Annotated in this window: 19 protein-coding genes; 6 read left to right on the forward strand and 13 right to left on the reverse strand. The window is 53.3% G+C overall.

The window, feature by feature from the left end; genetic code table 11:
* Positions 1 to 10 precede the first annotated feature (10 nt).
* The 6 genes from K4305_RS08540 to K4305_RS08565 all read right to left on the reverse strand — a co-directional run bounded on the left by K4305_RS08540 (position 11) and on the right by K4305_RS08565 (position 4,933).
* Positions 11 to 745, reverse strand: coding sequence for an ABC transporter ATP-binding protein (locus tag K4305_RS08540; RefSeq protein ID WP_331561995.1), 735 nt, complete (start codon positions 743 to 745; stop codon positions 11 to 13).
* A gap of 4 nt (positions 746 to 749) precedes the next feature.
* A complete protein-coding gene (locus tag K4305_RS08545) occupies positions 750 to 1,544 on the reverse strand; it encodes an MlaE family ABC transporter permease (protein ID WP_331561996.1) in 795 nt (264 codons plus the stop codon).
* A gap of 109 nt (positions 1,545 to 1,653) precedes the next feature.
* On the reverse strand, positions 1,654 to 2,514 hold the full coding sequence (locus tag K4305_RS08550) for a PHP domain-containing protein (protein WP_331561997.1): 861 nt from the start codon (positions 2,512 to 2,514) through the stop codon (positions 1,654 to 1,656).
* A gap of 137 nt (positions 2,515 to 2,651) precedes the next feature.
* Positions 2,652 to 3,500, reverse strand: coding sequence for an undecaprenyl-diphosphatase UppP (gene uppP, locus K4305_RS08555; RefSeq protein ID WP_331561998.1), 849 nt, complete (start codon positions 3,498 to 3,500; stop codon positions 2,652 to 2,654).
* An 18-nt stretch (positions 3,501 to 3,518) separates the two neighbouring features.
* A complete protein-coding gene (gene rdgB / locus K4305_RS08560; RefSeq protein ID WP_331561999.1) occupies positions 3,519 to 4,217 on the reverse strand; it encodes an RdgB/HAM1 family non-canonical purine NTP pyrophosphatase in 699 nt (232 codons plus the stop codon).
* Complete coding sequence (locus tag K4305_RS08565) at positions 4,214 to 4,933, reverse strand: pyridoxine 5'-phosphate synthase (protein ID WP_331562000.1); 720 nt, start codon at positions 4,931 to 4,933, stop codon at positions 4,214 to 4,216. Before K4305_RS08565 ends, rdgB begins: the two co-directional genes overlap by 4 nt.
* 200 nt (positions 4,934 to 5,133) lie before the next feature.
* On the opposite strand from K4305_RS08565, the gene K4305_RS08570 reads away from it, so the two are divergent.
* From K4305_RS08570 to K4305_RS08580, 3 genes are all read left to right on the forward strand, one after another.
* On the forward strand, positions 5,134 to 7,524 hold the full coding sequence (locus tag K4305_RS08570; protein WP_331562001.1) for an endonuclease MutS2: 2,391 nt from the start codon (positions 5,134 to 5,136) through the stop codon (positions 7,522 to 7,524).
* A gap of 119 nt (positions 7,525 to 7,643) precedes the next feature.
* Positions 7,644 to 8,240: a CDP-diacylglycerol--glycerol-3-phosphate 3-phosphatidyltransferase gene (gene pgsA / locus K4305_RS08575; protein WP_331562216.1), complete on the forward strand. Its 597-nt coding sequence runs from the start codon at positions 7,644 to 7,646 to the stop codon at positions 8,238 to 8,240.
* 5 nt (positions 8,241 to 8,245) lie between these two features.
* The gene (locus tag K4305_RS08580; RefSeq protein WP_331562002.1) at positions 8,246 to 8,722 is read left to right on the forward strand and encodes a phosphatidylglycerophosphatase A family protein; all 477 of its coding nucleotides are present in this window, start codon (positions 8,246 to 8,248) and stop codon (positions 8,720 to 8,722) included.
* On the opposite strand, the gene dxs is transcribed toward K4305_RS08580, so the two are convergent.
* The 3 genes from dxs to K4305_RS08595 form a co-directional block, all read right to left on the reverse strand.
* Positions 8,701 to 10,632, reverse strand: a complete 1,932-nt coding sequence (gene dxs / locus K4305_RS08585; protein ID WP_331562003.1) for a 1-deoxy-D-xylulose-5-phosphate synthase — start codon at positions 10,630 to 10,632, stop codon at positions 8,701 to 8,703. The two genes, K4305_RS08580 and dxs, sit on opposite strands and share 22 nt — an antisense overlap.
* Before the next feature lie 103 nt (positions 10,633 to 10,735).
* On the reverse strand, positions 10,736 to 11,161 hold the full coding sequence (locus K4305_RS08590) for a secondary thiamine-phosphate synthase enzyme YjbQ (protein WP_331562004.1): 426 nt from the start codon (positions 11,159 to 11,161) through the stop codon (positions 10,736 to 10,738).
* 13 nt (positions 11,162 to 11,174) lie between these two features.
* Positions 11,175 to 12,638, reverse strand: coding sequence for an alpha-amylase family glycosyl hydrolase (locus tag K4305_RS08595; protein ID WP_331562005.1), 1,464 nt, complete (start codon positions 12,636 to 12,638; stop codon positions 11,175 to 11,177).
* A 328-nt stretch (positions 12,639 to 12,966) separates the two neighbouring features.
* Here K4305_RS08595 and K4305_RS08600 point away from each other — a divergent pair, with 328 nt between their 5' ends.
* On the forward strand, positions 12,967 to 17,226 hold the full coding sequence (locus K4305_RS08600; protein ID WP_331562006.1) for an autotransporter outer membrane beta-barrel domain-containing protein: 4,260 nt from the start codon (positions 12,967 to 12,969) through the stop codon (positions 17,224 to 17,226).
* 150 nt (positions 17,227 to 17,376) lie between these two features.
* Complete coding sequence (gene corA, locus K4305_RS08605; RefSeq protein ID WP_331562007.1) at positions 17,377 to 18,534, forward strand: magnesium/cobalt transporter CorA; 1,158 nt, start codon at positions 17,377 to 17,379, stop codon at positions 18,532 to 18,534.
* 19 nt (positions 18,535 to 18,553) lie between these two features.
* Here the strand turns inward: corA and K4305_RS08610 are convergent, their stop codons facing one another.
* A complete protein-coding gene (locus tag K4305_RS08610) occupies positions 18,554 to 19,048 on the reverse strand; it encodes a YqhA family protein (RefSeq protein WP_331562008.1) in 495 nt (164 codons plus the stop codon).
* A gap of 144 nt (positions 19,049 to 19,192) precedes the next feature.
* On the opposite strand from K4305_RS08610, the gene K4305_RS08615 reads away from it, so the two are divergent.
* Positions 19,193 to 19,705 (forward strand): CIA30 family protein, encoded by a 513-nt coding sequence (locus K4305_RS08615; protein WP_331562009.1) that lies wholly within the window; start codon positions 19,193 to 19,195, stop codon positions 19,703 to 19,705.
* A 123-nt stretch (positions 19,706 to 19,828) separates the two neighbouring features.
* On the opposite strand, the gene K4305_RS08620 is transcribed toward K4305_RS08615, so the two are convergent.
* Genes K4305_RS08620 through K4305_RS08630 form a run of 3 tightly spaced genes read right to left on the reverse strand, consistent with a single transcriptional unit; the run spans position 19,829 to position 23,255 of the window.
* On the reverse strand, positions 19,829 to 20,665 hold the full coding sequence (locus K4305_RS08620) for a transglutaminase family protein (RefSeq protein ID WP_331562010.1): 837 nt from the start codon (positions 20,663 to 20,665) through the stop codon (positions 19,829 to 19,831).
* Between the two features lie 52 nt (positions 20,666 to 20,717).
* Complete coding sequence (locus tag K4305_RS08625) at positions 20,718 to 21,785, reverse strand: alpha-E domain-containing protein (RefSeq protein WP_331562011.1); 1,068 nt, start codon at positions 21,783 to 21,785, stop codon at positions 20,718 to 20,720.
* Positions 21,786 to 21,806: 21 nt separating this feature from the next.
* Positions 21,807 to 23,255 carry a circularly permuted type 2 ATP-grasp protein gene (locus K4305_RS08630; RefSeq protein ID WP_331562012.1) on the reverse strand — a complete coding sequence of 483 codons (1,449 nt, stop codon included), beginning with the start codon at positions 23,253 to 23,255 and terminating at the stop codon, positions 21,807 to 21,809.
* Positions 23,256 to 23,394: the final 139 nt, after the last annotated feature.

Consider the following 23,394-nt stretch of genomic DNA (forward strand, 5'->3'; position numbering starts at 1 on the left):
GCTCTTGAGGTTACAGTTCCAGGATTTTGTCGGAGAGGATCGAGCGGATGAACGGATGTTCTGACTGGTGCAGCTTTTCCGTTTCGTCATCGAAAATGATTTCCCCTTTATAGAGCACTGCCGCATGGTCGGCTATGCTGAAAACGTCGTCGATAATATGCGTTACGATTACCGCGCCGAGATTGCTCGACTGCTGAAGCGTGCTGATAAGATGCAGTATACGCTTGGAGCTGACCGGATCGAGGCCAGCAGTCGGTTCGTCGAACAGTATCATATGCGGTTTGAAAATCAGCGCCCGGCCTATGGCAACACGTTTACGCATGCCTCCGCTGAGATTTTCCGGAAGCTGATCTTCGTACCCTTCAAGTCCGGAGAACCTGATCTGTTCGGCAACTCTCTCCTGTACTTCTTCTTCGGGCAGATTGAGGTTTTCTCTCAGAAAGAACCCGAGGTTCTGGCTGATGCTCATTGAGTCGAACAATGCATTGCCCTGGAATACCATGCCCATTTTTCGCCTTATGGGATAGAGTTCGGTTTCCTTGAGTCTGGTTATGTCGGTGCCGTCGACAAAAACCTGACCGCTGTTGGGCTTGATCAGCCCGAGCATGAGCTTGAGAATCGTGCTTTTTCCCACGCCGCTGGGTCCGAGAATCGCCTTGATGGTGTTGTCCCTGATGGTCAGGGATACATTTTTCAGAATTTCCCGTTCTCCGTACTTCAATGTGATATTACGTAGTTCAATCATCTTCTTACATGTTTTCCAGCACTATTTTCGACACATAGAAGTTTGCGATGAGCACGAGTCCCGAGGATACGACGATTCCTTTGATGGTGGCACGACCGACGCCGGCTGTGCCGCCTTTTGCTATAAAACCGTTATAGCTGCTGACAAGCGTGATGATGATGGCGAATACAGGTGCCTTGAGAAAACCGACAACGAAATCCTTCGGTACGAGCCTCGGGTAGACCGAGTTCCAGAAGATGCCGGGGTCGAGGCGATGGTAGTTTTCGGCAAGGAACGCGGCGCTCTGCAGTCCGGCAAAATCGGAGAGTGCCGTGAGAGGAATAAACATGACGAGCGCTGCTGCAAGTCTCGGCATGATGAGTTTTGCGATAGGATCGGTGCCGAACGCCCTGAGCGCGTCTATCTGTTCCGATATCTTCATGGCTCCGAGCTCGGCTCCGTTGCGCGACCCGAATCTTGCCGAGAGCATGAGCCCCATGAGCAGAGGGCCGAGTTCCCTGATGACGGAGATTGAGGTTGAACGGCCGAGCATGGTTTTCGCTCCGAACTCTTCGAGAAGGTTACCTACCTCTATAGCGAGGAGTGAACCGATGGAAATGGCGCTTACCAGTACTATCGGAATGGAGTCTGTGCCGCAGATTTTGGCCTGATCGAGAAAATCTCTCCAGTAGCGCTTGAGTTTGGGGAGCGTGAAGAAAGCTCTCATCGAAAAAATGAAGAACTCCTGCATGGTGAGCAGAAAATCCTTCGCTTTCAGGGTAAGTTCTTTTTCGAGGGAGCGAACGACGGTTATTGGCATAAATACTGTGTCATGAGAAGTCAGCCGAGCCGTAACGGTTCAGCCGAGCCTGAAATTTCACCTGATAATAGCAAATCTTAGCTGAAAATCACATATCTGTTCTCTGGCCTTATGCATTCACCAGACGGCTTTTCATCTTGGTCACCCATTCATAGGGAATTGCAATGGAGCCGAAGGTCTCGTCGTCCCGTTCTTTGAGCCCGTGAAAATCCGATCCTCCCGAGAAGAGCAGGAAGTATTCGTTGGCGATCTCCCTGTAATAGTTCTGTTTGTACGTATCGTGCGAAGGGTGTACGATTTCGATGCCGTCAAGGCCGAAGGTTATAAGCTGTTTGAGGATTTCGTCGGGCACGTTCTGAGCAGGATGGGCAAGAAAAGAGAGTCCCGAGGCTTCGTTGATAAGCCTGATGACATCCGCCGGATGCGTTTCTATGCTTTTGACGTAAGCCGGACTGTGCGCTCCAAGATACTTGCTGAACGCTTCGCTGAAGCTTCTTACATAACCACCGTCCTGCAGCACGGCCGCGATATGCGGTCTGCCCACACTGCCGTTCTGCGCTTTGAGGATGATCTCCTCGATGCCTATTTTTACGCCCATTTTTGCCAGTTTTCCAACCATGCGCTCCGCCCTTTCGGTGCGCAGGTGCCGGCAGTGGTCGAGGTAGCGTTTCAGTTCCGAGTGCTCGTAATCAAAAAAATAACCAAGGATATGAATATCATAGCCCTTGAAGGTTGAACTCATTTCCACGCCCGGAATGAGTTCGATGCCTTTTGCTGAGGCTAATGGCTTTGCTTTGTCAATACCAGAAACGGAATCATGGTCGGTAATACTGATGGCCGCCAGACCGGAAGCCGAAGCCTTGACTACGATTTCCTCCGGTGAAAAGATTCCGTCCGAACATTTTGTATGTATATGTAAGTCTGCTTTTTCAAAGCCATTATGCCCTACGCTTTCCAAGCTGTATGGCATGGCCGACTGGTTAATCGTGTTAGTAAATTATCTATATATAAGAAAAAAATAATCGCTCTCTCAATGAGAAAAGAGAATTCTTTTTCCGGACAAAAAGTGCCCGGAAATCGGGAGGGAGGAGACCTGACTCCTGCTTCCTAATTCGGAAGTATGCCTGTGGCGACCAGCAGCAGTATGGCTCCACCGAGTGCGAATCGGTAGAGGATGAATATTCTTGTGCTGTGGTTTTTCAGGTAGTTCAGCAGAAAAGCGATGGAGGCGTAGCCGACAATTCCTGAAACGATGGTTGCGACAACGATTGCCGCGAGGTTGTCCGGCGAGGAGAAGATTATATCCCTGGTTTTATAGAGCTGGTAGATGCCGGCTGCGAAGACCGAGGGGAGCGAGAGCAGAAACGAGAATCTTGCGGCGGCTTCTCGGGAAAGATTGAGGAAGAGACCTCCGGTTATGGTGACGCCGGATCGTGAAGATCCCGGGATGAGGGCAATGCTCTGGATGAGACCGATGAGAAGGGCTTCTTTCCATCCGATCTTTTCCATCTGCTTCATTTCGAGGCCTTTGGCAAGGCGTTTTTTCATCCGGTATTCAGCAAGCGTGAGCAGCAGGGCAAGCCCGATCAGGGCGGCACTGATCGAGTAGAGCGAGCGAAGACTGGTTTCGATTTCGGTTTTGAAAAGCAGTCCGAACACCACTATCGGGAGGGTGCCGGCGGCGATCATCCATCCCATTTTAGATTCCGGGGTGCCCAGAGGGCGCCCGCCTGCCATGCCCTGCACTACGGCTCGAAGTATGGAGGATATGTCTCGGTAGAAGTATATCAATACCGCGGCAAGGGTGCCGATCTGCACAATGGCCGTAAATGCGGCTCCGGGGTCCTCCCATCCTGCAAGTGCGGGTACGATTCTCAGGTGCGCGGTGCTGCTGATGGGCAGGAACTCGGTGAGTCCCTGAACGATACCGAGTATGACTGCTTCGAAGAGATTCATTAGCGGGGGTTGAGAGGGTTACGTTTCGGGTGAGTAATGGTTTGCCATGATGCCGGCAAGCATCGCCGATGCGTTTCGCAGGGCAAGGGCACGGTGGCTGATCGTGTTTTTTTCGGCTGTTGTCATTTCGGCATAGGTTTTTCCTGCGCCTTGCACATGAAATACAGGGTCGTAGCCGAAGCCGTGAGAGCCTTTGGTTTCGAGAGTGATGGAGCCCCGGACGGCTCCTTCAGCGATGCTCCGGAACTCGTGGAACGATTTGCCGGAAGGGATTCGTCCTTTTACGGCTATGACGGTTCTGAAGGTCGCGGTTCTGTCGTTCATGCCTTCCATTCTCAGGAGCAGGTGGCGGACGTTATCGTCGTAGGAGGGTTTTGTGCCTTCCGGAACCGGAGCGAATCTTGCGGAAAAAACTCCGGGTTCGCCGCATAGCGCTTCGACTTCCAGCCCGGTATCGTCCGCAAGGACTATGACATAAGGGTACAGTTTCCCGACAAGGCGGAATATGGCATCGGCTTTCAGCAGCGCATTGCCTTCGAGCGTGTTTTCCGTTTCCTCGACCTCTGCCGTTATTGCAAGATCGGCCAGAGAGCGTACCGAAAAGAGCGGCGAGGCCGATTCCATCATCGGACGAAGTTCCCTGACCTTGTCGGGGTTTCCGGTGGCGAGGACGACAGGTATCAGGTTTTCTGCAGGTTCGGAGCGAGAATAATTCATACTTCTCCTCCAAGCAGCGAGAGCATCTCCTTTATGGCTGCTTCAAGGCCGGTGAAGACGGCTCTTGCGATGATGGCGTGTCCGATGCTGACTTCTTCGATGTCGTTCAGGGAAGCGAAAGCTGCGGCGTTCCGGTAGTTCAGGCCGTGGCCGGCTACGACGGCGAGGCCGAGGGATCGGGCAAAACGTGCAGCATGCCGGATTTTATCGAGTTCCAGTTTGCGTTCTTCATCCGTTTCTCTGAGTGAATAGATTCCTGTATGCAGTTCGACGATGTCTGCTCCTGCGTTTTTGGCAAGTTCGATCGCCCGTTCATCGGGTTCGATGAAAATGCTGACTTCTATCGCGCGTTCCCTGAACGGTTTTATGTATTCGGTCAGCACATTGTAGTGACGGGCTATGTCGAATCCTCCTTCGGTAGTGAGTTCCTCGCGTTTTTCAGGTACGAGGGTGACAAGTTCAGGTTTCGTCTGCAGCGCGATTCCCTGCATTTCTGCAGTCATGGCCATTTCAAGATCGAGTCTGGTGGTTACCGCCATGCGGAGGCGTGCAAGGTCAAGATCCCTGATGTGGCGACGGTCTTCGCGCAGATGGCACACGATGCCTGCTGCACCGCTTTTTTCTGCAAGGAGCGCGGCTTCTGCAGGATCGGGATCGAATTCGTTCCGGGCGTTGCGCAGCGTTGCGATATGGTCGATATTGACGGCGAGTCTCATGATGGATAAGGAACGAGGGATGCCGGGTAAAAACCGCATCTCCCTGTTGTGGAAAAAACTGACCTGCAAAAGTAACGAGTTCCGGCGCAAAAATCAACAAAAGGAGGTTATCATGGTTGAGATGGCGGTGAGCGTCTCCGGGATGATTCTTGTATATTGTCTGGAAAATGTCAGGAAACAGATCTGGAGAAGGGAAAAGCATGGATTCGTCTGCATTACGAAAACTCGAGTTTACCGGAATTGTACACTACACGTCGCGCTATTGCCTTTCAGCCATGGGGCGCGATCATCTGCTCGAGGCCATTGCGCTTACAGAGCCTTCGGAACTGATCGACGAGCTGGAACGGGTGCTGGAACTCAGGAATTTCATGCTTGAAGGTCATTCATTGCCTTTTTCGGCACTGCCGGATACCCGCCATCTTCTCAGGCAGCTGGAGATTATCGACAGTTATCTCGATCCGGCGGGCCTTCGTGATATCCACGACTTTCTGCATGCGTCGGCAGAGCTGAGGAAATTCATGTTCGGAAGCCGGGAGCAATATCCGAAACTGAATGCGTTCTGCATCAGGTTATGGCTCGAAAAAACAATCCGGTATACGATTCGCAACGTTCTCGATGAACAGGGAGGGATTCGCGATACGGCAAGTGACGGGCTGATGCTGATCCGCAGCGAGCTTCGGGAGAGCAGGATCGCGTTGCAGCTCAGGATGGAACGGCTGCTCCGCCGCTGCATAGGGAACGGGTGGCTTATGGACGATACAATCGCAATGAAGAACGGCCGTCTTACGCTCGGTTTCAGAGTGGAGTACAAATACAAGGTTCCTGGATATATCCAGGATTATTCGGGAACCGGCCAGACCGTTTTTATCGAGCCGGCGGAAACGCTTCTTCTGAGCAACCGTATCCAGGAACTTGAAATCGACGAACGCAGGGAGATCGAGCGTATCCTGCGCGAGGTGTCGTCCGGCATACGTCCCGAACTTGAGAATCTTCGCCACAATCAGGAGATTATGGCAGGTTTCGATGCAATCCTTGCCAAGGCGAGGCTTGCACTCGAAACATCGTCCGTGCTTCCCGAAATCGCTTCGGGCCGGAAGCTGCGCATTGTGAAGGGTTATCATCCCTGGCTGCTCATCACGCACAGATTGAAGCATGCCGAGGTGTTTCCGCTCGATCTCGACCTGCAGGATGATGAACAGGTTCTGGTGATTTCGGGGCCGAATGCAGGGGGTAAATCGGTTGCAATGAAAACCGCCGGATTGCTTTCGGCGATGCTCGTTCACGGGTACCTGCTGCCTTGCAGCGAGAGTTCGGTTTTTCCGGTTTTCCGCTCGATTTCGATCGAGATCGGCGACGAGCAGTCTATCGAGAACGATGTTTCCACTTTCAGTTCCCATCTTGCCGCGATACGGGATATCCTCGATACTGCGGACAGCGGTTCACTTGTCCTGATCGACGAGCTGTGTTCCGGCACCGACGTCGAGGAGGGCGGAGCTATTGCCAGGGCCGTGATCGAGGAACTGCTGCGCAAGGGGGCCATGACGATCGTGACCACGCATCTCGGCGAGCTTAAGGCCTACGGACATGAACGTGCCGGCGTGGTCAACGGTGCCATGGAGTTCGACCGCCAGGGTCTTGTGCCTACTTTCCGGTTCATCAAGGGTGTGCCAGGCAGCAGTTTCGCGTTCGCCATGATGAAGAGGCTCGGGTATCCTTCGGTGATGGTAGAAGAAGCGGAGCGCTTCATGAAAAGCGGACATCCCGGGATGGAACGTCTGCTTGAAGACCTGACGCATCTGATGCAGGAAAACCGGTCGCTGGCAGCCGCCCTTCAACGGGAGCGTCAGCAGCTTGCGGCGGAGCAGGAAGCTTTTTCCGTCATGAAGGCGGATCTTGCCGTGCGGCAGAGGGAGCTGAAAGGAAGGGCTGTACGCGATATGCAGAAAGAGCTTGAACATGCGCGCCGCGAGATTCGCAGCATCGTGCAGGATGTGAAAAGTTCGTCTGCGGACGAGCGGGAAGTCGCCGATGCACGGCGCAAGCTCGAACTCCGGAAAAAGGAGCTTCTTGCCGGAGCAAAAGAGCTTGAAGAGGAACGGGAGGCAATGGAAAAAAGCGCGGAAGTTTTCCGGACGGGAGATCTTGTCCGCCTGCTTGAGAGTAATGCCTCCGGCGAAATAGAGTCGATTCAGGGCGGCAACGCTGTCGTGCGCTGCGGGAATTTCAGGCTGACGACAGGCTTGGGGAGCCTTCAGAAAATCACGAAAACCGGTGTCAGGAGAATGCAGCGCGAATCCGGATCCACCGGTAAAACAGCATCATGGAAGGCCGTAGCGGCCGAAGTGGATTCGACATCCCTCGATCTCCGGGGAATGACCGGCGATGAGGCCATTGCCGCCGTCGAGCGTTTTCTCGACCGGATGAGCCTGAACCGCATCCGGCAGGTTACCATCATACACGGTAAAGGTACCGGTTCCCTGCGCAGGAGAACCGCCGATTGCCTGCAGCGCCACAAAGCTGTCGAGCGGTTCAGGCTTGGCGAGTGGGGAGAGGGAGGAACGGGCGTTACCGTTGTGGAGTTGAAGAGTTGAAAAACAGCCGTTGAAATTCTATCTTAAAGTACGACGTATTTGAGTTTTTTATGTCCGGTTCCGGCAACGGCGGCATGGCAATCAATCCAGACAGGGTGAAAGAACAGTTTACCTTACAGATGACGGTACCGAACCAGTTGACCATGCTTCGCATCGTGCTGGTTCCGGTTTTTGTGGCTTTCATGCTGCAGGATGATCCCTGGCTGAAGCTGATGGGGGTGATTGTATTTGCGGTGGCCTCCATTACCGATGCCTACGATGGTTACCATGCCCGGAAATACGGCGAAACAACCAGGCTCGGCGCTTTTCTCGATCCGCTTGCCGACAAGATTCTCATTACCGCCGCTTTTCTGCTTTATGTCCACATGGGGTATCTCGTGCTCTGGATGGTGGTTCTTGTAGCCATACGCGATATTCTCATCACGGTGTTGAGAGTTTACGCCGAGTTCAAGGACAGACCGGTGGTGACGAGCCGCGAGGCTAAATATAAAACCCTTGCCCAGAATGTTTTCGCCTATGTGATCATGGTCATGCTGCTCATGAAGGAGAAGTTTTTTTTCGGCAGCAGGATCTCCGGTTCGATAGAAGGCATTCTCCGTTCGGATTATCCCGATTACATCATGCTTGCGATCACGCTTTTCACCCTTTATACGGGCGTATCGTACCTGGTCGTAAACTGGAAGGTTTCCATTCGCAACCCTTCGGGCGGGGATTGAGGTCCATGGCACTCAATATAGCCAGATTGCTTGCCACCTGTTTCGGGCTCGGCTATGCGCCTGTGGCGCCGGGTACCGTTGTCAGCGCCGCAGCCGTGCTTTTTTATTACCTGATTCCGTCGCTTCACGATCTCAGGCTGATGATTCCTCTGGTTTGCGTCATTACCGCAGCGGGAATCTGGTCAGGCCGCATTATGGAAAAGCGGTATGGACAGGATCCATCGATCGTCACCATCGATGAACTTGCCGGACAGTGGGTCGCGCTGCTGGCCCTGCCTCCGACGCTTCCTTCGCTACTGCTGGCTTTCGCTGCGTTCCGGTTTTTCGATATCGTCAAGCCGGGTCCCGTGGACCGCGTGCAGCGCCTTCATGGTGGCTGGGGGATCATGGCTGACGATCTTCTGGCAGGGTTTTTCGCCAATCTTTCGGTCAGAGCCGTCATGGGCCTCGCCGCCCTTGCTCAGACGTTGTTTCCATTGTAAAATTCCCTGATACGCTGCAGGACGTTTTCGGTCGTCATTCCGGTCTCCCTGTAGAGGTCGTTCATGCTGCCGTGCGTGATGAAGCGGTCGGGCAGGCCGATTTTCAGTACCGGCAAGTGCATTCTTTTTTCATTCAGGTGGTCGATAACCGCGCTGCCCATGCCTCCTATGATGCTGTTTTCTTCGATTACGGCGATATGTGTTGAACTTTCTGCAAGCTGTTCGGTCAGCAGGGTGTCGAGCGGTTTGAGAAAGCGCATGTTGGCGACCGATGCGTTGATTCCCTCTTTTGCAAGCTCGTCGGCGACTTCGAGCGCGAGGGAGAGCAGCGGCCCGGCGGCAAGCAGGGCTATGGCGGATCCCTTACGGACCAGCTCGCCTTTTCCTGCTTCGATCGGGGTGAATGATTTCCGCAGGGCTATGCCGGTTCCGTTGCCTCTCGGGTAACGGATAGCCACCGGTCCCCTGATATCGTAAAGCGCGGTGTGCAGCATGTCGCGCAATTCCTGTTCGTTGGCCGGTGCCATTATGGTGAGGTTGGGCACCGCGTGCAGGTAGGAAAGGTCGAACGATCCGTGATGGGTCGGCCCGTCTTCGCCGACGAGGCCTGCCCTGTCGATGGCGAAGACCACGTGCAGGTTCTGCTGGGCAACATCGTGGATAAGCTGGTCGTAGGCTCGCTGCAGGAATGAAGAGTAGATCGCGCAGACCGGGATAAAGCCTTTGGTGGCCTGTCCTGCCGCAAAGGTGACGGCATGACCTTCGGCGATGCCGACGTCGTAGAAGCGTTTGGGCAGAGCTTTCTGGAAAAGGTCGAGCGAGGTGCCGCTCGGCATTGCTGCCGTAATTGCGGTGATGCGCAGGTCTTTGAGGGCGAGTTCCACCAGGGCTTCGCCGAAAACCTCCTGGTATTTCGGCGGTTGCGGCTTGCCGGCCGGCGCGAGCGTTTTGCCCGTTACGGTGTCGAAGCCTCCGCTGTGGGCGTGCCATTTGCTCTGGTTCAGTTCGGCGGGTTTGAAACCTTTTCCTTTGGTTGTAACCACATGGAGCAGTTTTGGATGAGGGAGTTGCTGTATTTCGCGCAGCGCTCTGACCAGCTGCTCCATATTGTGTCCGTCGATGGGGCCGAAATAGCGCAGGCCGAGGGCTTCGAAAAACGCGCCCGGAGTGAATGCGGCCTTGAATCCGTCCTCGAGTTTCCGGACTGCGTTTTTTGCGGCGTCTCCGAACTCGTTGTTCAGAAGCGAGATGGAGTTCCAGATGAATTTTCGGGTTCTGTTGTAGGTCTTGTTGAGCGTGATATTGATCAGATGGGTTTTGAGTCCGCCCGTGCTCGGAGAGATTGCCATCTGGTTGTCGTTGAGGATGACCAGCACATCGCTTTTCAGATCGCCGAGATGGTTCATGGCTTCGAAAGCCATGCCTCCGGTCATGCTGCCGTCGCCGATGACTGCGATGACCTTCTCCCCGGTGCCGGCGAGGTCCCGTGCGGCTGCTATGCCTGCGGCAGCCGAAATGGAGGTCGATGCATGGCCGGTGCCGAACGCATCGTGCGGGCTTTCGGCGATTTTAGGAAATCCGGACAGGCCGCCATACTGGCGGTTGGTGTGCATTCGATCCTTTCTTCCCGTAAGGATTTTATGGACGTATGCCTGATGGCCGACGTCCCATACGATCTTGTCGCGAGGCGAGTCGTAGACGTGATGCAATGCAACCGTCAGTTCCACTACGCCCAGAGTGGAGGCGAAATGGCCTCCGTTTTCTGCGACGAGGTTGATGACTTCCTGACGACACTCTTCTGCAAGCAGCTGCAGTTCGGGTATCGAGAGGTTGTTCATGTCTTCAGGGGAGTGAATCGTCGGAAGCAGCGGGCCGCTCCCGGGACGGGAAATCTGAAGGGAATCCGGCATGTGGTTTTTATTCGGTTTGCAAAGACTCTATTGCGAATGTTCCAATGTACAATGCACTCTAACCGGAGCTTTGCCTACAGGGTTCCGTATCAGCCCGTCTGCTTCACATTCCCATGATATGCAGGAGCACCTCCCTGCGGGGTCTGGGTCCGTCGAGCTCCACGAAAAATACCGACTGCCATGTTCCGAGCAGCAGCCTGCCGTCGGAAAACGGAATGGATTCCGAGGCGTTCATGAAGAGTCCGAGCAGGTGGGCATGGGCATTGTCGCGCCCGTCGACAGGCGCGATGTTATGCAGGTAGTTGCCGTCGCGGGGAACAATCCGCTTCAGGAAGGTTTCCATGTCTTCGAGCAGGCGGTCTTCCTTTTCGTTGATATTGACGAATGCCGTGCTGTGTCGGCTTAAGATGGTGAGCGTGCCGTCGGCAAGCCCCGAAGCTGCAGGCGCTTCCCGAATCTTTTCGGTGATGTCGATTATTTCGACGGGCTTGCGGGTTTCCAGGGTTATGGTTGTTGTCGTAAAGCGCATGTCAGGGCGTTCGTCAGGATTGATGTGTGCTTTCGGTACGGCAGGTAATCACTATGCCTTCATGAGGAGCGAGCCGCACCTGCATGGTTTCTCCCGCCATATGGATACTGGTTTTATCGCGTTCCATCGTGCTGAGCAGGTCGATATCTTCGTGAGAGAGCAACAGCAGCGCCGGGTGGCTGAAGGCTATCTCTATACCGGTCACGCTGAAATTGGCTATGACGAATGCGTGCTCCTTTTCCGTGAAACGATGGTAGCCGAAACAGTGGGAACTGCTTGGCGCGTTCAGGTGCAGCCATTCGATGTGCCCTTCCTGGAAGACCCGCTGTTTCTGCAGCATGAAAAGAGATCTGTAAAGCCCTGCGAGTTCCGGATGATCGGTTTCCTCGGCCTGCCGTATCAGCTGAACCGGAATTTTCTTTTTATAGCCGTCCATCTGATCCTGATGTATGAGGTGCATGCCCGGAGAGGTCATCAGCACAAGAGCGGCGGCGCTGTTGTTCAGTCCCGTTTTGGCGGCCGCCCTTGGTTCATCGTGGTTTTCAAGAAAACGGCAGAGATGTTTCTGGTAGTGCCACTGGGCCTGCATGTGTCCCATCAGTTTTTCGATATTGGCCGGAACGTGCGTGATGTAGTCGTAGAAAGGTTTGTCGTAGGTGAAGTCGAAGCCGAGCTGCTGCAGTTCCCACTCCTTGTTCCAGTAGGATTCCGCAATAAAGAGAAAACCCGGATGGCACTCTTTGACGACTCGTATGGCTTTCGTCCAGAACTCGTCGTGCATTGGGCCGCTCAGATTGCTCCAGGTGGTGTTGAATACGCTTTTCAGCACCAGCATGGCTACGTCGCAACGGACCGCATCGCACTGTGAGCTGATGGTGAGCAGATTGTCGATCATCATTTCATGGGTGCCGGGATTGGCGTAGTTCAGCTGCAGCGTATCGGTCCATGCCGGAAAATAGGGATCCTTGCCGTAAGCGAGATACTTCCCTTCGGCATATTCGAAGCAGGATTCGGGATCATGGCACTGTTCGTCGCAGGAGACGGGAATGAAATATTCCGGGTGCCCTGGAAGCCATTCGTTGTCGAGAGCGAGGTGGTTCGGCACGAAGTCGAGCATGAGCTTTATGCCCGCCTGTTTCAGCCGTTCCCGGAACATGCGCAGTTCGTCTTCGCCGCCGAGATCGCGGTTGACGGTATACGAGGGAATCGAGTAGGGCGAGGAGACGATATCGTCGGGATCTACCGAGCCGAGATGCTGCAGGAAGGTGGTGCGCAGGCAGGGGTGAGCCGTGGCGATAGCCTTGCTGTACCGGCTGGGCTGCCATACGCCCATCAGCCAGACGTAGTCGAAGCCGCATTCGGTAAAAAACAGGAATTCCTCATCCGGTACAAAGCCGAGAGTGACCTCTGTTCCGTATTTTTTCGTCAGGTTCTTAAGCCAGACGCGGGTGTTTATTTCGTAGACCAGAGGAAACATGTGCGGATAAGTAAATGGTTGGCGGTTTGATGCTTTTGCTGCATCAATATAGCAACTGCCGGGGGCAAACCGGCAGAACCCGGGAGCGTTTTTTGCCGATACTTTCAAGTATCAGAACGCTTTCGGCATATTCGTTGAGCGATTTTTAATATATACAACATAAAAAAAATGTATATTGGATGGAATTTGTATGCTGTTGCCCATTCGATTCGATCAGGCAGGTTCGCTCTACCCATGAAGATGCCCGTTTCCCGATATGTTGCATTGAAGAGTGTTTTTTACGCTTTTTTCGAGAATACCAACTTTCCAATTAATTTTCATGTAACATATGAAAAAATCACGTTTAGCCATCGTGGCGCTTCTTGTTGCGCTCGGAGCGTCGAATGCCCATGCGGCGCCCCTTTCCTACAATGTCTCTTTATATGATGGGGGCACTTCTTCCGGTACGTTGCGCGATGCCTTGAGCGACTTGAGTGGCGGAGGGGTTTCCTCGTCCGGAAATACCATTACGTTTATAAACGGAGATGGCGAGATTGATCTTTCAAACGATCTGACCGAGATCAACAAAGGGGTTTCCTTTCTTTCGGATTACAGTGTGCAGATTCGTTCATCGAGCCTGACCGGTAAAAGTTTGTTCACCCTGGGTAATGACAGTCCTTCGATTTCAATTTCGCCGAATCTGGATCTCTATGCGCAGGGGCAGAACAACGTGAAAGCCATTTTCGGCAAGAGAAGCATAAATATCCTCAGCGGGCTTGGCGGCGATTATGAGGCGCAAACCCAGTCAGGAAACGGAGCCTACGGTATTCTTGCCAACGGGGATGCGAGATGGACTTCTACTGGTATTTTTAGTGGATACTGGACTTATCATTCGGGAAATATAAGCATCGGTCTTCTTTCTGATGACGGCCTCTCCGGCAGCGTTACAGCTACGTCGGCCGCAAGCCATGCCTATGGCCTCAGGGCTGGCGGTCCGACTGAATATGGTATTCTTGGTATTCCGAATTTTCGCGTTGCCGGCGATATAACGGTATACGGAGATCTTTCTGGATCTGTTACGGCGACGGCGGTCGACGACCATGCCTACGGTCTCTATGCGCAGGGCGGCAGGGGCAGCGCGAGCGGATCGATTACGATCGACGGCGATCTTTCGGGTTCGGTTACGGCAACAGCCACTGAAGGAAACAATGCATACGGACTCTATGCGCGAGGCACGTCGCTGGATCTTTCCAGGGATATATCGGGAAACGGCATAAAGACAGGCACACTTTCACTCGGAGCGTTGTCAGGCGAGGTTGCGGTTACAGCGGCCGGCAGCGACGCGTATGGCCTGAAGGCCGGAGAACTTGGAGTATCTCCGGGTGAGTATGATGGCCTGGTTGATTTACTTGGTCTGGTTAATTATGCTCCCGGTAACATTATTATCGGAAGCAGCGGGAACGGCGGCGACCTTTCCGGCATTATCGACGTCGAGGCAGCCGGGGGTTCAAATGCTTACGGATTGTATGCAGCAGGAGACATCACTATTTATGGATCTTTTACTGAAGGGAACTTCAATGTGACCTTGAATGGAGAGGGAGAGGGTTCCGCTTCAGAGGGCGGTCTCGTTACTGTCAGGGCCGGTCAGGATCATGCGTACGGCATGTATGCGTCAGGCGACATTGTTACAGGAGGAGACTTTGCCGGTACGATGGATGTGGAAGCTGGAGGCAGCAACGCCTATGGTCTGAAAGCCGGAGAGGCAATTTTCGTCAACAATCTCCCGGTTTCCGTATTGGAGGGGGATATTATAGTCGGAGACCATGCATCGTTAACCGGTGATTTTTCCGGTAAAGTATCTGTTGATGCAGCAACCGGTTCCAACGCATTCGGTCTTTTTGCCTCCAATGATATCATAGTCGGCGGTTCCTTCCTTGGTACAGGCGTACCCGACCTTGCGAAGGTTTCGGTAATGGATTCCGGATATCCTGATATAGATATTTCGGCGGCCGGAAATTTCGTCATGGGCATCACCGCGCTCAATAATATCGAAGTTGGCGTTGATTTTGCCAACACGGTATCGGTTTCAGCTGGCGGCAATGTGGCTTCGGGTATATTTGCTGGAAACAACATAAACGTCGGTAACGATTTCTCTGCCTCAGTGTCGTCTACGGCAGGCGGCGATGTAGCGACAGGCGTTTTCGCCGGCGACGATATCGAAGTCGGAAACGATCTGTCGGCAACGGTAAGGGCCGATGCAGGCGGCAATGTGGCAACGGGAATTCTTGCTCTCGGTAACATTGAAACAGGCGGCGATCTGTCCGGAAAAATCGTCACGAAAGCCGGAGGGAATGCTGCCCTGGGTATGTCATCGGGTAACGATGTGCTGATCGGCAACGATCTTTCCGGTAAAATCATCACGAAAGCCGGCGGCACAGGAGCGTCGGGTATACTGGCTTTGAACAACATCGAGATCGGCAAAGATCTTTCCGGTAAAGTGATTACGATTGCCGATGGTAACCTGGCTGCAGGTCTCTCGGCCGGGGGCGATATTGAAATCGCCGGTGAGCTCTCAGGGAAGGTTATCTCGATTGCAAAAGGTGACGGTGACGGATTCGATTCTTTCGGCATCGGCGCATTCGGTCTTGGCGCTCTCGGCGGGATTTATGGCGCAACTTCGGATGAGTCGCTTGATATTTCAGGTACTGTACTGGCAAAGGCAAATATCGGAGCTGCGGGCATAGTGGCTTTTGGCCCGATGAACCTTGATATTACCGGTACGGTTGCAGGTATCGATACGTTTATCAATGGAGAGAATCTCGGCTTCTCTGTTCTGTCCGGCTCGCTGTTGACGTCGAACAATGTTACCGACAAGGTGACGGTCAGAGAATACGGAGAGCTTATCGGCAGCGTCAATCTCGGTGCCGGTGATGATGAGATGACCGTGAAGGATCAGGCGATAATCAGCAGCGTACCGATGCTGAACGGCGGGACCACCCTGGATTTCCAGAATTCCGAGAACGACGTGCTGACCTTTGATGGTTGGACCGGAACGCTCGGCGATGTGGTGATCAACTGGGAAACCATCGATGTTCTCAACAACTCCGATGTCGATCTCGGCAAGAGCAAGGTTATCATGACCCTTGCTGACGGCTTGCAGGAGTACGAATCGCAACTGTTGCAGCCGGTGAACATGACGATCGATGAAACATCGGCTGTTCGTGCCAAAGGCAATTCGCCGGGTCTTTACGGGCTCGTTGGCAATCTGACGAATAAGGGCCTTTTCGACCAGATGGATGATGAGGTCAATGACGTCATGGCTCTCATTGATTATTCCGGCTCGGGCAATGATGCGTTTTACTATCTCGATGCCGATCTGAGCACAAGCGGTAAAATATCGACCGAGGGATTGATTGTTGCCGGCGATGTTTCCGGCAAGACCAAGGTGATGCTGAATAATGTCGATAGCCATGTTGCGGTTACCGAAGGTGATGGTATCCTGTTTGCCGCGGTGGCGGGTTCAAGCCAGAACGATGCGTTCGTGCTTGAAAATCCGAACGATTTCGGCCCCTTCGCTGTGGACATCGCTCGGGGGACGTCTTCTTTGACCGATGAAAGCTGGTTTATCGTATCGCCCGGCTATCGCGAAGAGGCTGCCGTGCTTCAGGCTGTAACGCCGTTCATCGAGCGCCTCGGATACGAGTCGATCATGAAGTTCCACGAGCGCCGCGCCTACGGATGGTTCCGGTATGACGAGGGTGAGCAGGAGGCGTACTGGGTGCGTATGACCGGCAGCAAGTATCGCCTCGGCATGGAAGGCGATGCTGCCAGCGAGCTTGAAGGCTACACCGGCTGGTTCCAGATCGGTGCCGACCTCTACGCAGACGGCAACGAGGATACCCGGTTCAATATCGGTGTGTTCGCCGGCGCCGGTTATGGCGAGGCCGACGTTGCGGGCCTGAGGAGCGACAAGGCAGGCGAACTTTCGCAGACCGCTTATGGCATAGGCGCCTACATGACGCTGCACCAGCGGGGAGCATGGTACCTCGATGCCGTGGCGCAGGCAATCTACAACGACCTGAGCATCGACTACCTGACCGAGGCGAAACAGAAGCCCGATGCATGGTCGTGGCTGGCTTCAATCGAAACGGGCGGATGTATCGGCCTGGGTGATTCGTTCCGGCTCCAGCCGCAGGCGCAGCTCGTCTACCAGCATACCGACGGCATCGATCTGCAGACTCTTGTAGGAGAAGTCAACATCGAGGATCACGAAGGGCTGCAGGGCCGTCTGAGCCTGACCGGTATTGCCGGTGCATGCAAGGACGACACGAATCCGTTCTTCGAGGTTACCCTTATCAGGGATTTCTCGGAAAGCGGCAAGGTTGTCTATCAGGGCAACGCCGAACTCGATCCTTCGTTTGATCATGAGGCTGTCGAGCTTGCTTCAAACCCTGAAAGATGGTTCCTCGGCGGAGCTGTCGGCCTGAGCAGGGAAGTATCCGAAAAGAATGCACTTGGCTACTACATCAAGCTTGGCGCACTCTATGGAATGGACAGTCTCGATTCCTACAGCTACTCGCTGATGGCCGGATTGAGAAAAACATTCTGATTGCCTGAATCGGTTCAGCGGCAATGTGGAAAGCGGGCGGAAAGCCCGCTTTCTTTATTTATGGCATTGGCAGCGAACGTCGGGTTCAGAAACTTTTTCCGGCTATCGGCTGTTTTCCGGCTTTGTACAAGATAGACAGGCGCCCGTGAAATGCATCTGCGAAAAGGAGGCGACACCATAATGAGGCAGAAACGCCATACGGCCAAAGGCGAACAGGGCGCTCGGGAGGATGTCCGTCCGATGAACAAGGTGATGCGTCATTTTTCCGGCAAGATCGGTCAGCCGGCAGGAACGCTTTTTCATACCGGAGAGAGGATGACGGAGCACCCCGTCATCACGGTTTTCGGATACGATGAGGAGAGGTATGTCCGCCTTGCAGCGAAAAGCCTTGACGAGTGTCGGGAACTTCAGGGGAAATACAAGGTACTCTGGATAAACATCGACGGGCTGCACGAGGTGAAGGTCGTCGAAGATGCGGGAAGGATGTTCGGCATTCATCCGCTTACGCAGGAAGATATCCTGCATACCCATCAGCGTCCGAAAATCGAGGAGTACGACAGGTACCTGTTTCTGATGCTGAGGATGCTCAGTATCGCTGCAGGTTCCGGGACGGTCGCCGAAGAACAGCTGAGCATGGTTGTCGGTAGCGGTTATGTGCTGACCTTTCAGGAGACGCACGGAGACGTTTTCGATTCCATACGGGAGAGAATCGCCACATCCGGTACATCGCTGCGCAAGCGGGGCGCCGATTATCTCGCCTATGCGCTTATGGATGCAGTCGTCGATAATTATTTCAGTGTTCTCGAACAGTTCGAGAACCGAATCGATCAGCTCGACACGCAGTTGCTCGATCAGTCTGCAGATGCGGCTTTCCAGTCGATCTACACGCTGAAAAAAGAGCTTATTCTGCTTCGAAAATCAGTCTGGCCCATGCGCGAGATCATCAACAGCATCAGCCGGGACGGGTTCGACGTGATCGACGATGTCTCGACCGGTCCGTTTTTCAGGGATATTTTCGACAACCTGATTCTGGTCATAGAAACTGTCGATACCTATCGCGATATTGTAATCGGCATGTACGATACAAGGCTTGCGATCGTCAACAATCGCATGAACGGGATCATGAAGGTTCTCACGATCATTGCCACCCTGTTCATGCCGCTTTCCTTTATCGCCGGCGTATACGGCATGAACTTCCGCTATATGCCCGAACTCGAGTGGCGATGGGGTTATTTTGCCGTATGGGGCTTCATGCTCGCCCTTTCTGTCGGTATGATGCTTTATTTTCGCACAAAACGGTGGTTTTAGCGATCAGGTCTACTGGTAATCAGTGTTTTTCTTCATATTTTCCTTTTTTCTTCTGTCCGGTAAAGTAGGTCAGCCCTGCTACGACTATGCCTATGGCGCCACCCAGGTAGAGTATTTCTGTTTCACCGTGCCATTTTACGACATGGCCGAGAAAGATGACGGCCATGACGACGACAATGACCCCGATGAGTTTGCTTTTCAGGTCGTCGAGATTATGGATTATGAGCCATTCCGGCAGTTTTATGGTATCGTCGATGAACAGTTCGTACAATCCCAGCGACATGATATAGAGCGCCGTTGCGACAAGGAAAAGATCGGCGTTTTCAATGAATCCGAGCGCAAGCGATTTCGCTCCCTTGGCCGATACCGCGCCATCAAGAATGGTGTCGGCAATCTGCTGAACGACGGATATGCCCCCGTAGATGATCAGCGTGAGGGCGGAAAGGAATGTGCCTGCAACGGCGATTATGATGAGGTAACGTGTAGACGAGAGCAGGCGGCGCAGAAATGCCATTGTTGCTTTTTTTGATGTTAAATTACTTCTTTACAAGAATATATAAATTGTCGGCCATACTTCAAGCAGACAAGGTCGGGTTCCGGTTACTGCCTGGTTGGTCTTTCGGTTTTCATTTTACAGTAGTATAACAGAGTTTTGCTTATGAGTACGGAAAAACTGATCTGCGATTTTACGACACCTCACTGCCTCGACTGGTACAGCGTAGACGATGTGGTCATGGGCGGCGCTTCGGGCAGCCGTTTTTATCGTAATGCTGACAGCACCGGCACGTTCGAGGGATTTCTCACAACGGAAAACAGCGGCGGATTCGCTTCTGTCAGAACATTTCTGCCCGACAGGGATTATTCGGGATTTACCGGCATAGAGCTCTCTGTGCGGGGTGACGGCAAGCGGTACAGTTTTCGCATACGCAACGACGATCGTTTTGACGGTATTGTCTATAAACACGATTTCGATACCGTTCGGGGGGAGTGGATTCAGGTATCGCTTCCGTTTTCGCAGTTCAAGGCTGCATTCAGGGGAAGAACTGTCGAAGGAACCCATCCGCTCGATGCCTCAAATATCGTTCAGATCGGCATTCTCGTTTCGAAAAAGCAGATCGGTGGCTTCTCGCTTGATATCGACTGGATCAAAGCCTATCGGAATCCTTTGTAGCCTTACAGGATTGTGATCAATGTTCATGGGATTTGCGCGTTCGCTGCCGGAGATCGTTGCGGCAGCGTTATGGAATCCTGCAGAAACCGGTGAACATGGCTTTCTGGTGAAGGGGGGATGTTGTCAGAGCGCTGCAGAGTATTCAAGAGAACTGACCCGTACGGCCACGCTGAGTTTTTCCGTCGCCGCTCCTTTGTAGGTGCCCCTGACGGGAGGCACATCGCCATAGTCCCGTCCGGCGCCTATCTTGATGTACCGCTCGTCGACAAGGAGAGTATTGTGTGTGGGGTCGAACCCCGTCCATCCTTTTTCCGCACCGCAGTAAATTTCGCACCATGCGTGGCTGGCTTCGTCGCGACCTTCAGGAGTGCTGCCTCCGCCGAAAAGATAGCCGCTGACATAGCGTGAGGGCAGGCCGAGACTGCGGCAGACAGCTATCATGATATGCGCGAAGTCCTGGCAGACTCCTCGTCCGAGAACCATGACCACCGCGCTGGTGCTGTGAACGTCGGTCACCCCCGGCTCGTAGCGGAACGATTCGTTTATGTGCCGGCAGATATCGAGAGCCTGCTGATAACGGTCGACGGTTCCTCTGAAAGGTTCGGCGAAGCTGAGAATTGCCGGGTCGAAATGCACGTAACGGCTCTCTGCAGAGAAGTCCATGAGATAAATTTCTCTTTCTTCGGGCGTTCCCTGTGATGCGGGAGCTGTTTCTACTACCGATGTCGCTACTATCTCCACTCTTTTGTGGCTCTGCAGGATATTGAAGTGGTGTACCTTGTTGCCGTAAAAGTCGGTGTAGTCGAATACCGTCGCATCAGGATGGAGCTGCAGGTTGAAGTTCACGCATCGCTGAGCAGTTATTCCGTTTCCTGCAGGATGCAGGCGCACTTCCGTTGCGGTCTCGTAAATGGGTGAGTCGTATTCGAAGAGGGTGGTATGTTCAACCTTGAGTATCATAACGCAAGCTACTTATTTCCCGGAGATTTCCCGCCGGAAAAGAGCGGGATATTCATTGCTGCTGCTGTTGCGACTGGCTCCAGTTCGCACGTCCTCCGGCAAGTCCGGTGAAGGGGAGCGCCTCGTGAATGTCGTTCGGTTCGATTTTCGGGGTGTGGTAGGCAAAGTAGAGCAGATGTATCTGTTCGCCGATTCTGTTAAGCCCCTGTTCGATCTCTTCGAGAAAGCTGTGGAGTCCTTTGTTGTACATATCCTCAACGGTGGTATATATCAGCTCTGCCTCCATTTTGCCGATTAGCCGGTCGGCGTTGTTTGCGTAGCGGTGTCGGGAGCTGCCGGAAATCCTCCAGAGAGCTTCCTGCGCCGCATAGATCGAAAAAGCGATGCTGCGGGGGAAAGTCCGGTCGAGGACGAGAAACCAGAGAATATTTTCGGGGTCGATCTTTGACAGGTAGACCTTTCGGAACGCTTCGAGCGCACTGCAGCTTTTCAGCACGGCCATCCACTGAATGGTATCGAACGAATCGTGGACAGGATCGTGTTCGCGTCCTTCTCTGGGAAGCAGCATGTGATATTTCACGTCGATAAGCCGCGCCGTGTTGTCGGCGCGTTCGAGATATTTGCCGATCTGAATGAACTCCCATCCTTCGGTGCGTGAAAAGATGTTGTCCGTGATGCCCTGGAACAGATGCGATGCGTTTTTTATCTCTCGGTAAAAACTGAACGGGTCGTTATGCACCTGCTGCGGCGTGATGGTCTGCAGAAAGTGATACAGATTGTTGATCTGTTCCCACATTTCGCTCGATATGCTGTCGATGATGCTGCGGGCATTCTCTCGCGCCATGCCGATTGATGCGTTGATGGAATTGCTGTTCTGGCGGTTGAATACCAGATAGTCCGTAACGGTATGGGCATTGAACTCGGGATAGCGTTCCATAAATGACGCGGGATCGCCGGTTACGCGGATCAGCGGATTCCAGTAGTTCGGATGGTCGATAGCGGTGATGTCGTTCAGATCGAGCAGCAGGTTCAGATTCACCTCCAGAAAACGTGCGGTGTTTTCTGCCCTTTCGACATAGCGGCTCATCCAGAAAAGCGATTCGGCGACACGGCTCAGCATGTTCAATTCCTCTTTATTGTGTTATTCGTCGATCACCCAGGTGTCCTTGCTGCCTCCCCCCTGGGAGGAGTTCACCACAAGAGATCCTCGTTTGAGCGCAACCCTTGTCAGACCGCCTGGAACGATGACCGGCGATTTTCCGAAAAGAACATATGGCCGAAGATCTATGTGGCAGCCGACAAGTTCGTTGTCGTTGAAAAGGCTCGGATGTCGCGAGAGAGAGATCGTCGGCTGGGCAATATAGTTGCGCGGATTTGCCACGATTTTTTCAGCGAACCGTTCCCTTTCTTCTTCTGTCGATTCAGGTCCCACGAGCATGCCGTAGCCTCCGGACTCGTTCGCGGCTTTCACTACCAGCCTGTCGAGATTTTCAAGGATATACTTCATCTCTTTCGGGTTGCTCGGAAGCCATGTTTCAACATTTTCGAGCAGCGGATCTTCTCCAAGGTAGTAGCGTATGATTTTCGGCACGAAACTGTAGATTACCTTGTCGTCCGCAACACCGGTGCCGATGGCGTTGGCAAGCGCGACGTTGCCTTTTCTGTATGCGTTTATCAGCCCTGCGACGCCGAGTTTCGAGTCGGGACGAAAGACCAGTGGATCGAGAAAGTCGTCGTCTACGCGCCGGTAAATCACATCTACCCGCTGCAGCCCCCTTGTCGTACGGGTATATACCTTATTGTTGTTTATAACCAGATCCCTTCCCTCGCAGAGTTCCACGCCCATCTGTCGGGCAAGAAAGCTGTGCTCGAAGTATGCGGAGTTGTAGATGCCCGGCGTGAGTACGACAACGTTGGGCTCGGGTCGGGACGTCGGGCTGATTTCCTGAAGGGTGCGCAGCAGCTCCTGCGGATAGTTGTCGATAGGGCGTACCTTGTAACGGTCGAAGAGTACCGGGAATGCGCGTTTGAGCGCCTGCCGGTTCTGCAGCATGTAAGAGACCCCGCTGGGCGTGCGAAGGTTGTCTTCAAGAACCATGTACCGGCCGTCAAGCCCCCGGATGATGTCGCTGCCGGTTACGTGGATATAGACGCCGAGCGGAGGTCGGACTCCGACGAACTCGCGGCGGAAGTGCTTGCTGCCGAGCACCAGTTCGGCAGGGACGACCCGGTCTTTCAGGATTTTCTGGTCAGAATAGATATCCGTAAGAAATTCGTTGAGCGCCGTGATTCTCTGGATGAGGCCCTGTTCTATGCAATGCCACTCATTGGCGGGAATGATCCGCGGAATAAGGTCGAAAGGAAAAATCCTCTCTATACCGTCTTCAACGCCATAGACGGTAAAGGTTATTCCCTGATTGCGGAAAAAGACATTGACGATCTGCCTGCGGGTTCTGATATCTTCAAGCGAAAACTGACCGAACCGGTGTACCATTTTAACGTAATGATCTCTCGGCTTCATTTCAGCCGAAAGCACTTCGTCAAAAAAACGGTCGGCGGATGCGTCGTATCGCTCAAACAGACTGATCATTTCCGGATAGCTTTGTGCTTTTAATAATCTTCAAGCTGATATTTACATAACTTAAAATATTACGGATAAATATAAAATTTTTCTAAAAAAATAATACATCAATGTAGTTAATCCCTGAATCTGTCATTATCGTCGCTGT

This window comes from Chlorobium sp. (genome assembly GCF_036528655.1).
Taxonomy (GTDB): domain Bacteria; phylum Bacteroidota; class Chlorobiia; order Chlorobiales; family Chlorobiaceae; genus Chlorobium.